15 protein-coding genes are annotated in these 14,180 nt (G+C 67.3%); 9 read left to right on the forward strand and 6 right to left on the reverse strand.

The window, feature by feature from the left end; all coding sequences use genetic code 11:
• Positions 1-513: 513 nt before the first annotated feature.
• The 3 genes from xth to JT720_RS03040 are packed head-to-tail and all read right to left on the reverse strand — an operon-like array spanning position 514 to position 2,760.
• Positions 514-1,287, reverse strand: a complete 774-nt coding sequence (xth, locus tag JT720_RS03030) for an exodeoxyribonuclease III (RefSeq protein ID WP_205479265.1) — start codon at positions 1,285-1,287, stop codon at positions 514-516.
• Positions 1,288-1,310: 23 nt separating this feature from the next.
• A complete protein-coding gene (gene erpA, locus JT720_RS03035; protein WP_336511929.1) occupies positions 1,311-1,646 on the reverse strand; it encodes an iron-sulfur cluster insertion protein ErpA in 336 nt (111 codons plus the stop codon).
• A gap of 37 nt (positions 1,647-1,683) precedes the next feature.
• On the reverse strand, positions 1,684-2,760 hold the full coding sequence (locus JT720_RS03040; protein WP_237219625.1) for a M23 family metallopeptidase: 1,077 nt from the start codon (positions 2,758-2,760) through the stop codon (positions 1,684-1,686).
• 378 nt (positions 2,761-3,138) lie between these two features.
• Here JT720_RS03040 and JT720_RS03045 point away from each other — a divergent pair, with 378 nt between their 5' ends.
• From JT720_RS03045 to JT720_RS03065, 5 genes are all read left to right on the forward strand, one after another.
• A complete protein-coding gene (locus JT720_RS03045) occupies positions 3,139-4,257 on the forward strand; it encodes a phosphoserine transaminase (RefSeq protein ID WP_205479268.1) in 1,119 nt (372 codons plus the stop codon).
• A gap of 100 nt (positions 4,258-4,357) precedes the next feature.
• Complete coding sequence (gene serA / locus JT720_RS03050; protein WP_205479270.1) at positions 4,358-5,938, forward strand: phosphoglycerate dehydrogenase; 1,581 nt, start codon at positions 4,358-4,360, stop codon at positions 5,936-5,938.
• 133 nt (positions 5,939-6,071) lie between these two features.
• On the forward strand, positions 6,072-6,410 hold the full coding sequence (locus JT720_RS03055) for a tRNA-binding protein (protein ID WP_205479271.1): 339 nt from the start codon (positions 6,072-6,074) through the stop codon (positions 6,408-6,410).
• Between the two features lie 81 nt (positions 6,411-6,491).
• Entirely contained in the window at positions 6,492-7,781 is a 1,290-nt protein-coding gene (locus JT720_RS03060) for an adenylosuccinate synthase (RefSeq protein WP_205479272.1), read from the forward strand.
• 25 nt (positions 7,782-7,806) lie between these two features.
• On the forward strand, positions 7,807-8,526 hold the full coding sequence (locus tag JT720_RS03065) for a hypothetical protein (RefSeq protein ID WP_205479273.1): 720 nt from the start codon (positions 7,807-7,809) through the stop codon (positions 8,524-8,526).
• 23 nt (positions 8,527-8,549) lie between these two features.
• On the opposite strand, the gene fabI is transcribed toward JT720_RS03065, so the two are convergent.
• From fabI to JT720_RS03080, 3 genes are read right to left on the reverse strand one after another with little or no spacing between them, the layout of a single operon-like run.
• Positions 8,550-9,353: an enoyl-ACP reductase FabI gene (gene fabI, locus JT720_RS03070; RefSeq protein WP_205479274.1), complete on the reverse strand. Its 804-nt coding sequence runs from the start codon at positions 9,351-9,353 to the stop codon at positions 8,550-8,552.
• The gene (locus tag JT720_RS03075) at positions 9,350-10,381 is read right to left on the reverse strand and encodes a YihY/virulence factor BrkB family protein (protein ID WP_205479275.1); all 1,032 of its coding nucleotides are present in this window, start codon (positions 10,379-10,381) and stop codon (positions 9,350-9,352) included. Before JT720_RS03075 ends, fabI begins: the two co-directional genes overlap by 4 nt.
• An 11-nt stretch (positions 10,382-10,392) precedes the next feature.
• Positions 10,393-11,340, reverse strand: coding sequence for a DnaJ C-terminal domain-containing protein (locus tag JT720_RS03080; RefSeq protein WP_205479276.1), 948 nt, complete (start codon positions 11,338-11,340; stop codon positions 10,393-10,395).
• Positions 11,341-11,381: 41 nt separating this feature from the next.
• Here JT720_RS03080 and JT720_RS03085 point away from each other — a divergent pair, with 41 nt between their 5' ends.
• The 4 genes from JT720_RS03085 to JT720_RS03100 are packed head-to-tail and all read left to right on the forward strand — an operon-like array spanning position 11,382 to position 14,180.
• Complete coding sequence (locus JT720_RS03085; protein WP_205479277.1) at positions 11,382-12,062, forward strand: CDP-alcohol phosphatidyltransferase family protein; 681 nt, start codon at positions 11,382-11,384, stop codon at positions 12,060-12,062.
• Positions 12,059-12,649 carry a lysophospholipid acyltransferase family protein gene (locus JT720_RS03090; RefSeq protein WP_205479279.1) on the forward strand — a complete coding sequence of 197 codons (591 nt, stop codon included), beginning with the start codon at positions 12,059-12,061 and terminating at the stop codon, positions 12,647-12,649. Before JT720_RS03085 ends, JT720_RS03090 begins: the two co-directional genes overlap by 4 nt.
• Positions 12,646-13,596 (forward strand): phosphatidate cytidylyltransferase, encoded by a 951-nt coding sequence (locus JT720_RS03095; protein WP_205479280.1) that lies wholly within the window; start codon positions 12,646-12,648, stop codon positions 13,594-13,596. The genes JT720_RS03090 and JT720_RS03095 overlap by 4 nt, the downstream gene beginning before the upstream one ends.
• Positions 13,593-14,180: a hypothetical protein gene (locus tag JT720_RS03100; RefSeq protein ID WP_205479282.1), complete on the forward strand. Its 588-nt coding sequence runs from the start codon at positions 13,593-13,595 to the stop codon at positions 14,178-14,180. The genes JT720_RS03095 and JT720_RS03100 overlap by 4 nt, the downstream gene beginning before the upstream one ends.

The raw sequence follows: 14,180 nt of genomic DNA on the forward strand, positions 1-14,180 counted from the left end.
AGTTTTCCAGATGTAATTGAAAAACTCAGGTAGTGAGCGGAGCCTCTCCGGGCAGTTGTCTGCCATATCCGGTCGGGTTTGCCCGAGACCCAGAACTGCCCTTCGAAGCACTCGCCACAAGCGGAGACTTGCCGGTCGATCAATCCATATCAGCATGTCTGCTCGTGCTAGCCTGCTTGGCCAAGTGATAGAGTGACCACCCTCAAAGATCCACTCCTCTTGCTGCTCAGCCTCGCGGCACAAACGTGTCTTTTCGACCGTGCTTCGCTCAATCCATCCTGGCTGCCAGTGTATCTTATCAATATGGATGACCGGAAGGCCAGTGCGCTTCCCAAGCACGGCGGCTAGGGTGCTCTTCCCGGAGCCAGGCTGACCCACAATCATTATACGCTTGATAGATATGTTCTTGTGAGCAGCAAAAGCTTCCGTAGCAGCACTCATACGGCCTCTCTTCAAGCACAGGCTACCATCGGCCCTAATGCCTGCAATGGGTCTTAAGCAGACATAACCCCCTCAGCTCAGCGCCACCCACGTGGGCGCGTGATCGCTCGCCTTCTCCTCCCCCCGCACCCACTTGTCGACCGCCGCACCCTGCAGGCGGTCGGCCGCCGCGGGTGACAGCAGCAGGTGATCGATCCGGAAGCCCGCATCGCGCTGCCAGCAGCCTGCGGTATAATCCCAGAAGGTCCACAGCTTTTCCTCGCGCGGGTGAACGGCACGCAGCGCGTCGGTCCAGCCCTGGAACAGCAGCCGCCGCCACGCCGCCCGCGTCTCCGGCTGCAGCAGCGCGTCATGCCCCATCCGCGTCGCGGACCAGACGTCGCGGTCCTCCGGCACCACATTATAGTCCCCGGCCAGCACCACCGGCCGCTCGCTCGCCAGCAGCTCGGCGGCGTGCTCGCGCAGCCGCTCCATCCAGGCGAGCTTGTAGCTGAACTTCTCCGTGCCGACCGGATTGCCGTTCGGCAGGTAAATGGACGCGATCACAACCCCGTCCACCTCCGCCTCGATATAGCGGCTGTGGCTGTCGTCCGGATCGCCCTGAAGGCCTACCCGCCGCAGGTCCGGTGAGCGTCCGCGGGTCAGGATCGCGACCCCGTTGAAGCCCTTCTGCCCGTGCCACACCGCACCGTAGCCCGCCGCCTCGATGTCGCCGACCGGCAGCGCCTCGTCCGCGCACTTCAGCTCCTGCAGGCAGGCGACGTCCGGCTTCTCCCGCTCCAGCCATTCGAGCAGGCGGGGGAGCCGCGCGCGGATACCGTTGATGTTGAAGGTGGCGATTTTCATGGCCTCGCCCTAGCCCGCAACGATCAGATGGAGAAGCTCGACCCGCAGCCGCAGCCGCTGGCCGCATTCGGGTTCTGGACCTTGAACGCTGCCCCGCCGAGATCCTCGACGTAATCGACCGCGGATCCCTGGACCAGCTCCAGGCTCATCGCGTCGACCACCAGCTTGACGCCGTCGGTCTCCACCACCGTGTCGTCCGCCTCCGGCTCCTCGGCGAGGCCGAACCTGTAGGTGAACCCCGCGCACCCGCCGCCGTCGACCGACAGCCGCAGCATCGCCGGCTTGTTCTGCCGGGATGCGATCGCAGCAACTCGCTTGGCAGCGTTTGCCGTCAGGATGATGGGAAGGGCCTCGCTCACGAGGCCGAGATAGGCAGTCGGGGCAACCCGGACAAGCTTACTTGCGGCCCTTCTCGGGTCCGCCGAGCGCGACATGGTCCATGGCGCCGACGCCGGTGCCGTTGCGCATCGCCAGCAGGTAATCGGTGGAGCGCATGAACGGGATCGGGTTCACCGCGCGGCCGTCGATCCGCACTTCATAATGCAGGTGGCTGCCGGTCGACCGGCCGGTCGAGCCCATGCGGCCGATGATGTCGCCGCGCTTCACGCGCTGGCCGGCCCGGACGTTGAACGCCGACAGGTGGCCGTAGCGCGTCTCGATGCCGCGCCCATGGTCCAGCTTGATGAGGTTGCCGTAGCCGCCGTTGTTGTACCCTGCCTCCGTCACCACGCCGTCGGCAGTGGCATAGATCGGCGTGCCGACCGGACCTGCCAGGTCGATGCCCATGTGGCGGGCCGCACCAGCACCGAACGGGTCGGAGCGGACGCCGAAGCCGGAGGTGAACGCCGCGGTGCGAACCGGCTTGTCGGCCGGGACGGAAATCACGCCGTCCTGCAGCTGGTCGAGCTTCTTCCAGCTGTTGAACAGCGCCTTGAAGCTCGAACCGCCCTTGCCGGCCGGCTCGAACGGACCACCCACGGCCACGCGCTGCGGCGTGAGGCCGAGCTTGCGCAGTTCGCGTGCGGCCGTCTTGTAGCGCGCTTCCAGCTCGGCAGCGGCGGCGCTCTCCTCCGCGGCGAGGCGGTCCTCGGCGCGGGCGAGCGGACCGGCGATCTCAGCCGGCAGGGCGGCCATCTCCGTGGTCTTGGGCAGGTCGGCCGGGTCGATGTCCTGGCCGGACAGCATTGCGGCCAACAGTTCCTGGCGACGCTCGATCTCGCGGGCGCGGAGTTCGGCAGCGGCGGCGAGCTTCTCGATGCCGGCAGTGCCGGTTGCGACCGGGGTCGGCACCTCTTCGCCCCGGCTCATCAGCGCGGCGGCGTAGATCGACCAGCCGACCAGCAGCATCAGCGCGACCAGGAACATCCCCTGCACCGGGGCCGACAGGCGGATCCGGCGCAGCTTGGCGCCGTCATGCACGAACAGGTCTCGGCTGCGGAACAGGCCGTTGGTTGCTGTCAGTGCGTGCGCCATGCAGGTCTTCACTCCCGATCCACTACTCGGACATGCTCGCACGGCGTTGCTGCTCGCGCGCTCAAGTCCTTCATCTCAAAGGAGCTCCCCAGCCCCCGCCGACACGACGATTTGCCCCTCGCGTCATCGGCGAACAGGAAAAGACCCCGGTTGGTTAATGATTACAACCTTGACGCGGGCCATCCGGGACGAGTCGCGCAGGCGAAGCGATGAATGGAGCCGAGTCGTTGATCAAAATGAGTCCCGCGAATGACTCTCGAGGGAACTTATCCACAGAATCGGATTCGCGAACGCACTTGCCGCAACCCGCAAAAACACCTACGCGGGCCGCGGGCCACGCCGTCCCAACGCGGCGCGTGCTCTCTGCGAGGAGAGTTTATGACTGACAAGCCTCACGTGCGTCCCGCGCGTCCGTTCTTCTCTTCCGGTCCGTGCGCCAAGCCGCCCGGCTGGTCCCCCGACAAGCTGCAACTCGACAGCCTTGGCCGTTCGCATCGGTCCAAGCTCGGCAAGGCGCGCCTCGCCCACTGCATCGACCTGATGCGGGAGATGCTGCAACTCCCAGATACTCACCGCATCGGCATCGTGCCCGGTTCCGACACCGGCGCCTACGAGATGGCGATGTGGACCATGCTCGGCGCGCGGCCCGTGACCGCGCTCGCATGGGAGAGCTTTGGCGAGGGCTGGGTCACCGACGCGGTCAAGCAGCTGAAGCTCGATCCCACCGTCATTCGCGCCGACTATGGCCAGCTGCCCGACCTCTCCCAGGTCGACTGGAGCCACGACGTGCTGTTCACCTGGAACGGCACCACCTCCGGCGTCCGGGTACCCAATGGCGAGTGGATCGCCGCCGATCGCCAAGGCCTGAGCTTTGCCGACGCGACCAGCGCCGTGTTCGCCTACGACCTGCCGTGGGACAAGATCGATGTCGCCACCTTCTCCTGGCAGAAGGTGCTCGGCGGCGAGGGCGCCCACGGCGTCCTGATCCTGGGCCCTCGCGCGGTCGAGCGGCTCGAAAGCTACACGCCCGCCTGGCCGCTGCCGAAGGTCTTCCGGCTCACCTCGAAGGGGAAGTTGAGCGAAGGAATCTTCAAGGGCGAGACGATCAACACGCCGTCGATGCTGGCCGTCGAGGATGCGATCTTCGCGCTGGAATGGGCCAGGGGTCTCGGCGGTCTGCAGGGCCTGATCGCCCGCTCGGATGCCAACGCCGCCGCGCTCGACCGCATCGTGGAGCAGCGCGAATGGCTGTCCCACCTCGCCGCCGACCCCGCGATCCGCTCCCGCACCAGCGTCTGCCTGACCCTGGAAAGCGCCGACGAAGCCCGCATCAAGCGCATGGCCGCGCTGCTCGACGCCGAGGACGTCGCCTACGACATCGCCGGCTACCGCGACGCCCCTCCGGGCCTTCGCATCTGGTGCGGCGCGACGGTGGACACGAGCGACATCGAGGCGCTCGGCCCGTGGCTCGACTGGGCCCGGCAGCACACGGCCTAACCGTCATCCCCGCGAAGGCGGGGATCCATCTCCTGAACTCACAATCATGCGCGACGGCAGGACGAAAGAGACCCGCCTCCGCAGGAACGACGAGGTAAACATGACCCCCAAAGTCCTCATCTCCGACAAAATGGACCCCAAGGCCGCCGCCATTTTCCGGGAGCGCGGCATCCAGGTCGACGAGATCACCGGCAAGACCCCCGACGAGCTCGCCGCCATCATCGGCGACTATGACGGCCTCGCCATCCGCTCCTCGACCAAGGTCACGGCCAAGCTCCTCGAGCACGCTCGCAACCTCAAGGTCGTCGGCCGCGCCGGCATCGGCGTCGACAATGTCGACATCCCCGCCGCGACCGCGCGCGGCGTGGTCGTGATGAACACGCCGTTCGGCAACTCCATCACCACTGCCGAGCATGCCATCGCGCTGATGTTCGCGCTCGCCCGCCAACTGCCGGAGGCCGACGCCTCCACCCAGGCCGGCAAGTGGGAGAAGAACCGCTTCATGGGCGTCGAGCTCACGGCCAAGACGCTCGGCCTGATCGGCGCCGGCAACATCGGCTCGATCGTCGCCAGCCGCGCACTCGGCCTCCGGATGAAGGTCATCGCCTTCGATCCCTTCCTCACCCCCGAACGCGCGCTGGAGCTCGGGATCGAGAAGGTCGATCTCGACGACCTGCTTCGCCGCGCCGACTTCATCACGCTGCACACGCCGCTCACCGATCAGACTCGCAACATTTTGTCTCGGGAAAATCTTGCCAGGACGAAGAAAGGTGTCCGCATCATCAACTGCGCGCGCGGCGGCCTGATCGACGAAGCGGCCTTAAAGGACGCGCTCGACAGCGGGCAGGTGGCCGGCGCCGCCCTCGACGTATTCGAGACCGAGCCCGCGACCGCCTCTCCCCTGTTCGGCACGCCCGGCTTCATCTCCACGCCCCACCTCGGCGCGTCCACCAGCGAGGCGCAGGTCAACGTCGCCATACAGGTGGCTGAGCAGATGAGCGACTTCCTGCTGCTGGGCGGCGTTACCAACGCCATCAACATGCCCTCGCTCTCCGCCGAAGAGGCCCCGCGCCTCAAGCCCTACATGGCGCTTGCCGAAAAGCTCGGGAAACTGCTCGGACAGGTGCTGGGCGAGGAGGTCCGCTCCGTCGCGGTAGAGGTCGAGGGCGCGGCCGCCGAGCTCAACCAGAAGCCGATCACCGGCGCCGTCCTCGCCGGCCTCATGGGTACCTACAGCCAGACCGTGAACATGGTGAACGCCCCCTTCCTCGCAAAGGAACGCGGCCTGGACGTGCGCGAGATCCGCCACGAGCGCGAGGGCGACTACCACACCCTCGTTCGCGTGACCGCCGGTACCCCGGACGGCGAGCGGTGCGTGGCCGGTACCCTGTTCGGCAACAAGGCCCCGCGCCTCGTCGACATCTTCGGCGTCGGCGTGGAAGCCGATCTCGCCGGCTCCATGCTCTACATCGTCAACAACGACGCACCCGGCTTCATCGGCGCGCTCGGCAGCACCCTCGGCAACGCCGGCATCAACATCGCCACCTTCAACCTCGGCCGCCGCGCCGCCGGCGGGGAGGCAGTCGCGCTGGTAGCCGTCGACGGCACGGTCCCGCCGGAGGTCGTCGAACAACTCAGCCACCTTGAAGGCGTCCGCCAGGTCGTCCCCTTGAAATTCTAGGATTATCGCTCGTCCTGAGCGGAGGCCCTCCGGGCCGCAGTCGAAGGGCATCGGCAAGACATACGCCCTTCGACTTCCCCCCGGATCAAGTCCGGGGTCCGCTCAGGACGAGCGCACTAGCTCGGAGACCCAGATGAACACCATCACCTTCGACGACTTCCTGGCAGTCGACATTCGCGTCGGCACCATCATCGCCGCCGAGCCCTTCCCCCAGGCCCGGAAGCCCGCGTTCAAGCTCACCATCGACTTCGGCCCGGAGATCGGCACAAAGCGCAGCTCGGCCCAGATCACCGTCCACTACACGCCGGAGTCCCTCGTCGGACGCCAGGTCGCCGCCGTGGTCAACTTCCCGCCCCGCCAGATCGGCCCGTTCATGAGCGAAGTCCTGACCCTCGGCTTCTCGGACGAAGCGGGAGCTGTGGTGCTGGTCAGCCCCGACAAGCCGGTCCCGAACGGCTCCAGGCTGCATTAACTGGACCAATCCGGCCCCAGCCAATAGGAGCGCCGGCGGACTCGCGGCGGACAGGGTCGCCGCTCGGAAAGGACAGACACAGTGGGCAACGTCACCGTCATCGGCGGGCAATGGGGCGACGAGGGCAAGGGCAAGATCGTCGACTGGCTCGCCAGCCGGGCCGACATGGTCGTGCGCTTCCAAGGCGGCCACAATGCTGGGCACACGCTGGTCGTTGGTGGCGAGGTCTACAAGTTGTCACTCCTGCCGAGCGGCATCGTCCGCGGCACGCCCTCGATCATCGGCAACGGCGTCGTCCTCGACCCATGGGCCTTCCGCGACGAGGTCCAGCGCATCTCCGCGCAGGGCATCGCCGTCACCCCCGACGTCCTCCGCCTCGCCGAGACCTGCCCGCTGATCCTGCCGATCCACCGCGACCTCGACGCCCTGCGCGAGGACGCATCGGGCGCCGGCAAGATCGGCACCACCCGGCGCGGCATCGGCCCGGCCTACGAGGACAAGGTCGGGCGCCGCGCCATCCGTGTCTGCGACCTCGCGCACCTCGGCGAGCTCGACCCCCTCCTGGACCGCCTCTGCGCCCATCACGACCACCTTCGTGCCGGCTTCGGCGAGCCTCCCGTCGACCGCGCGCGCCTCAAGGCCGACCTCAGCGAGATCGCCGACTTCGTCCTCCCCTTCGCCCGGCCCGTGTGGAAGGACCTGGACGAGGCACGCGCGGAAGGCCGCCGCATCCTGTTCGAAGGCGCGCAGGGCGTTCTTCTGGACGTTGACCACGGCACCTATCCGTTCGTCACCTCGTCCAACACGGTCGCCGGCACCACCGGCAGCGGCAGCGGCACCGGCCCGGGCGCCGCCGGCTTCGTGCTCGGCATCGTCAAGGCCTACACCACCCGCGTCGGCTCCGGCCCCTTCCCGACCGAGCTCCACGACGAGATCGGCGAGCGCATCGGCGAGCGAGGGCGCGAGTTCGGCACCGTCACCGGCCGCCGCCGCCGCTGCGGCTGGTTCGACAGCGTCCTCGTCCGCCAGGCGGTCGCGGTCAGCGGCATCACCGGCGTCGCGCTGACCAAGCTCGACGTGCTCGACGGCCTCGACACCATCCGCATCTGCACCGGCTACCGCATCGACGGCCAGGCCTTCGACCACCTGCCGCCCCACGCCGCCGACCAGGCCCGCGTCGAGCCGGTCTACGAGGACATCGAAGGCTGGAGCGAAAGCACCGCCGGCGCCCGCAGCTGGGCCGAACTCCCCGCCCAGGCCATCAAGTACATCCGCCGCGTCGAAGAACTCATCCGCTGCCCCGTCGCGCTGGTCAGCACCTCGCCCGAGCGCGACGACACCATCCTGGTTCGGGATCCGTTCGCGGGGTGAGCCGAGCAGGTCCGCGGGTGAGCCGGTGAGCGCCGATCCTCGCGCAACTATGGCTGCGCGGAACAATGCCGATCTTTATGAGGCGGTCTTTCGATCGCGCGGGTTGGAATACGTTCGCACGCCGGCCGCCTTCATCGCCGGAGGCCCTCCTCCCCCATATTACTCGCACCTGACGATCCTTTCCGAGGGATATCCGGAGGAGGTCAAGGAATACCTCCGCCAGCTGTCATCCAGGTTTGGGGGTGCGATTGGATACAAGGACAGCTTCAGCGAGCTTGATCTGCGCGACCAAGGCTTCGACCTTCTATTCGAGGCATCATGGATCTACCGACCCGAAGGCCCCGCCCGAGAGCAGGTTGGCTGGGAAAGGGTCACTGATGCCCGCTCGTTGGAACAGTGGGAAGACGCATGGAAAGCGGCCGGCTCGCCGACAGAAGAGCGCATGTTCTGCGCGTCGCTGCTCCAAGCCGCCGAGATTACCATTTTGGGGAAAAGGACGGACGCAGGGAGCTATGCGGCGGGGTGCATCGCCAACGTCTCGGAATCCTGCATCGGCATGTCGAATCTGTTTTCCTTGATCGACTGCGACCTCGTCGGCGACGCCACGGGCGCCGTTGCATCGGTCAGGCCCGATCTCCCGATCGTGGGCTACGCTTCGGGAGGTCTGCTGGCCTCGGCATGCCAAGCTGGCTACCGAACTACAGGTGATCTAAGAATTTTCGCGGGACAGAGCGCCCGTCTGTAGGGTCGCTACAGCCGGGCTGAGTTTCACACCGTCGCGATGTCGGGCGCATCCTCGGCCTTCATGCCGACCACATTGTAGCCCGCATCCACATGGTGAACCTCACCGGTGACTCCCGACGCAAGGTCCGAAAGCAAATACAGCCCCGCCCCACCGACATCCTCGATGGTCACATTCCGGCGCAGCGGCGCGTTATATTCGTTCCACTTCATGATGTAGCGGAAGTCGCCGATCCCGCTCGCCGCCAGCGTCTTGATCGGCCCGGCGCTGATCGCATTGACCCGCACGCCCTCGGGCCCGAGGTCGGCGGCCAGATACTTCACCGAGGTCTCCAGCGCCGCCTTGGCCACGCCCATGACATTGTAATGCGGGATGACCTTCTCCGCGCCATAATAGCTCAGCGTCAGCATGGACCCGCCCGGCTGCATCATCCGCGCTGCGCGCTGGGCGCAGGCGACGAAGCTGTAGACCGAGATGTTCATCGTCAGCAGGAAGTTGTCGAGGCTGGTGTCCACGAACTTGCCGCGCAGCTCGTTCTTGTCGGAAAAGCCGATCGCATGGACCAGGAAGTCCAGCCCGCCCCACCGCTCCTGCAACGCCGCGAATGTGCGGTCCAACGCCGCCATGTCGCTCACGTCGCAGTCGACCAGCAGGTCGGACCCGAGCTCCGCCGCCAGCGGCCGCACGCGCTTCTCCAGCGCCTCGCCCTGATAGCTGAACGCCATCTCCGCGCCCGCCTGCCCGAGCTTCTGCGCGATCCCCCAGGCCAGCGACCGGTCGTTCGCCAGGCCCATGATCAGCCCGCGCTTGCCCTGCATCAGCGGAGTCATACCTCCACCCCCCCTTCTCTTTCCTTCGGTTCCGTTTCGTCGGGGGCGGCTTCCTCGACCTCCAGCTGGTCGCGGAACGGCCCCGAATAGACTTCGCCCTCTAGCGCCGTGGGCTCCACTTCCGCCAGTGCCGCGTTCAATTCCGCGCCCATCGTGACGCCCAGCCCGATGATGAAGAAGAACAGGAGGGCAATCATGATGCCCGCCAGGCTGCCGTAGGTCAGGTCATAGCCGCCGGCCAGGCTGATGGCCTCGGGCAACAGCTCGGCCGTGCCCAGCCACCAGACGGTGACCAGCAGCGCGCCCGGCCACTTGCGGCAGCTTTTCTTGCGATATCGCGACGGCGTCAGCACCACGAAGATGGTGTAGACCGTCCCGAACAGCGCCAGCGCGGGGATCACCCGATAGATCTGGATAGTGGACGCAATGTCCTCGAACTGCGGGAACACGCCGGTGATCACCCGCTGCAGCGACGCCATGAACACGGTGGCGGCGAACGCGATCATCAGCAGCAGCACCGCGCCGATGATGAAGGCGACGGAGATCAGCCGATATTCCCAGAATGGCGCCGTATATTTCACGCCATAGGCCCGCCGCAGGATGTCGCGGATCGTCTCGACGAAACTGGTCGCGGTCCACAGGCCGACCAGCCCGCCGAACCACAACAATGGTCCGGTCCGCGCCGTCAGCACTTCGCTGATCGGGTCGCGAAGCACGTCGGCAACGTCCGCGGGCACCTGCGCCAGGATCACTCCCACGGTCTGCGCGACATCTTCCGGCCGCCCGAGCAGCTGCAGCAAGGCCGCGGCCGAGATGAAGAAGGGGAACATCGATAGCAGCGACAGGTAGGCAAGGTTGCCGGCGTGGATGAAGCCGTCGTTGTATACGCCGAGCGCAACCCGCTTCAGGATCTCGAACGGCCGAGTCCCGGGGCGGACGCGGCGAACCACCTGCTCGCCGAAGCGGGCCTTCATGTGGGCGAGGTGCTTGCGCCGTTCTTCGGGGGATTGAGGAGAGGTTTCCAGCATGGATCAGGCGACTAGACGCCCAAGGCCGCCCGCGGGTTGCCGCCACCGCTCCATTCGCTGACGAAGCGCTCCAGCTCGGCGTCGGATGCGGGCAGGTCCACCGCCAGCGTCACCAGCTGGTCGCCGCGCGTTCCGTTGCGGTCGGAAAAGCCGCGCCCCTTGATCCGCAGCACCTTGCCGGACGAGCTCCCCTTGGGGACCGTCAGCATCACAGGTCCGTCCGGCGTGGGCACCTTGATCTTACCCCCCAGCACCGCTTCCTTCAGGGTCACGGGCAGGCTCAGGCGAATGTCCTTGCCGTCCCGCGTGAAGAAGCGGTGCGGCTCGATCGCGACGGTCACGATCGCGTCGCCCGTCCCGCCCGGACCCTGCTCGCCCTTGCCGGCGAGCCGGATCTTGGTGCCATCCTCGACACCGGCCGGCAGCTTGAGGTCGATGGTCTTGCCGTCGCCCAGCGTCACCCGTTGAGGGGCGAGCGTCGCCGCATCCACGAACGGCACCTTCAGCCGGTACGCGATATCCGCCCCTTTCTGGGGAGGAGCCTGCCGCCTGCCGCCGAACCCACCGAACGGCCCGCCGCCCCCACGCTTGCCACCGCCGCCGAACAGTCCTTCGAACAGGTCCGACAGGTCGGCGGTGTCGCCCGCGCCGAAGCCTTCGAACCCACCATTGCCGCCACCGGGACGCGCTCCACCGTAAGCCCCGCCGCCACCGAAGCCGCCGCCGAACGGCATCTTGGGATTGCCCTCCTCGTCGATCTCGCCCCGGTCGTAGCGGGCGCGCTTGTCCTTGTCGGACAAGAGGTCGTAGGCGCTCGTCACCTGCGCGAAGCGCTCGGCCGCCTTGGGATTGTCCTTGTTGCGGTCGGGATGAAGCTGCTTGGCGAGGCTGCGATACGCCTTCTTGATCTCCTCCTCGCTCGCGCCGCGCTTGATCCCCAGTCGTGCGTAAAGATCCATGCCTGTTCCAAATGTCCGCTTAACCGGTTGTTTGTGGGCGCGTGGCAGAACCGTCAATGACTCTGGTCATCGACGCGGTGCTCTGCCACCTTTGTTTCGGGGGAAATATGGAAACGAGTGGCTCCACCGCCAACCGGCGGCCGCTGAAGTCGCGCACCACCTGGTGGGCCGGGCTGGTCACGCGCGCCGCGCTCGCCAGCGGCATCAGCGCCAACGGCATGTCGGTGTTGGGCGTGCTGATCGCGGGGCTCGGGGCCGCGGCGCTGGTCTACGCACAGGACATGCCGTGGCTGTTCCTCGTCGCCGCCGTGTGCGTCCAGTTGCGCCTGCTCGCCAACATGCTCGACGGCCTGATCGCGGTCGAGGGCGGCCGTGGCTCGCCGACCGGCGCCATCTTCAACGAATTTCCCGACCGGCTCGAAGACAGCCTGTTCCTCGTCGCCGCCGGCTATGCGTCGGGTTTCGGCTGGCTCGGCTGGCTCGCCGCTTTGCTTGCGGCGGTCTGCGCCTACGTCCGGCTGCTCGGCGGCGCGCTCGGCTTCCCGCAGGACTTCCGCGGCCCGATGGCCAAGCCGCATCGCATGGCCGCGCTGACGGTCGGCTGCCTCGTCGCCGCCTTCTGGCTCCCCGCCATCCAGATCGCCCTCGGAGTCATCGCCGCCGGCACCGCCCTCACCATCGCGCTGCGCCTCACCCGCCTGAGCCGAGCGCTCCAGCCATGATCTCCGCCCTGCTGATCGGTCTCACACGGTTCCTGGTCGGCGGCACCGGCCAGTGGGTCGGTTGCGCGCCCTCCTCCCGCCAGCGCATCTACTTCGCCAACCATTCGAGCCATCTCGACACCATCATCCTGTGGGCTGCCATGCCCCCCGACCTACGCCGCCGCACGCGTCCGGTCGCCGCCGCCGACTATTGGGGCAAGGGCGCCGTCAACCGCTACATCGCCGTCAACATCCTCAACGCCGTCCTGATCGAGCGCAACGCCCGCGGCAGCGACCCGCTCGAGCCCCTGCGCGACGCCCTGGCCGCCGGCGACAGCCTGATCATCTTCCCCGAAGGCACCCGAGCCTTCGAGCGGCTCCCCGGCGCGTTCAAGCCCGGCCTCTACCACCTCGCCAAGGCCTTCCCGGAGGCGGAGCTCGTCCCCGTCTATCTCGACAACCTCCGCCGCGCCCTTCCCAAGGGCAGCTTCCTCCCCGTGCCGATCAGCTGCGTCGCGCGCTTCGGCTGCCCCCTTCAGCTCGAGGCCAGCGAGACCAAGCCGGCCTTCCTCGAACGGGCCCGCGCGGCCGTGGTGCAGATGGCATGACCCTTCCGACGATCGATCCCACCATGCAGCTGCTGTTCGGCGGCGTACTCGCCCTGCTGCTGCTCGCCTCCGCCGTCGGCTTCGCCCTCGCCCGACGGGTCACGACCGAGAACGGGCGCGAAACTGTCCGCAACCTCAACGCCCGGATCAAGGCCTGGTGGGTAATGGTCGGCGTGTTCGCCCTCGCCTTCATCTTCGGCAAGGGCGTCACCATCGTCCTGTTCGCGCTGATCAGCTTCTACTGCCTGCGCGAGTTCCTGACCCTCACGCCGACGCACCCGACCGATCACCGCCCGGTCGCCGCGGCCTTCTACCTGTTCCTGCCGCTGCAATACTGGCTCGTCTGGATCGACTGGCAGTCGATGCTCACCATCCTCATCCCGGTTTATGCTTTCCTGCTGCTCCCCGTGCTGGCCGTCCTGAAGGGCGAAACCGACGACTTCCTCGCCCGCACCGCGCGCATCCAGTGGGCGCTGATGCTGACCGTCTTCTGCATCAGCCACGCTCCCGCCCTCCTGCTGCTCGAGCTGCCCGGCGACCACCAGCCCATCTTCCTGCTCTTCTTCCTGATCACGGTCGTGCAGCTCAGCGACGTCCTCCAGTATGTCGCCGGCAAGCTGTTCGGCCGCCGCAAGATCGCTCCCAACGTCAGCCCGTCCAAGACGGTCGAGGGCTTCGTCGGCGGAAGCCTCGCCGCCACTGGCGTCGGCGCGGCCCTGTGGTGGATCACGCCCTTCACCCCGCTGGAGGCCGCAGCCATGGCCGCCGCCATCGTCCTCGCCGGCTTCCTCGGCGGCCTGGTCCTCTCTGCCGTCAAGCGCTCGCTCGGCGCCAAGGACTGGGGCGTGATGATCGAGGGCCATGGCGGAGCGCTCGACCGGATGGACTCGGTTACCTTCGCCGCGCCGCTGTTTTTCCACCTGGTGAACTACTTCTTCGCCCAATGAGCCTCATCGCCCTGCTCGCCTTCATCCGGGCACTCGGCCTCACCCTGCCGCTGTGGCTCGTCGCCGGCTGGAGCACGGCCGAGGCGATCCTCTGGTTCATCGTCGCCGACGTGCCGATCAGCTGGATCGCGGTCCGCAGCGGCACCCGCGCCGGCCTGCTCGCCGCCCTCGTCGCCGCCGGCAGCGCCACGCTGGGAGGGGCCGTCACCTACGCCTGGGCCGCCCACGAGCCCGCCGCGCTCGCCCACCTGATGAACGCCCTTCCGGCCATCTCGCCCACCCTGATGGCGCAAGTCGACGACATCTGGGCGGCAGACGGCTTCCTCGGCATGCTCGCCGGCAGCTTCGGCGGCACGCCTTACAAGCTCTTCGCCGCCGCAGCCGGGGAGCAGGGCAGCGCCCTCTTCCTCTTTCTCCTCGCCACCTTCTTTGCTCGCCTCCCCCGCTTCCTGCTCGTAGCCGTCCTCACCGGCGCGATCAGCGGGCTCCTCTCCCGCCACATCGGCGTCCGCGCCCGCCTCGCTATCCTGCTCGCCGTCTGGACCGCCTTCTACGCCTGGTACTTCTCCGTCATGCCCGCCTGA

The sequence above is a fragment of the Sphingomonas arenae genome (genome assembly GCF_016924655.1).
GTDB classification, from domain to species: Bacteria; Pseudomonadota; Alphaproteobacteria; order Sphingomonadales; family Sphingomonadaceae; genus Sphingomicrobium; species Sphingomicrobium arenae.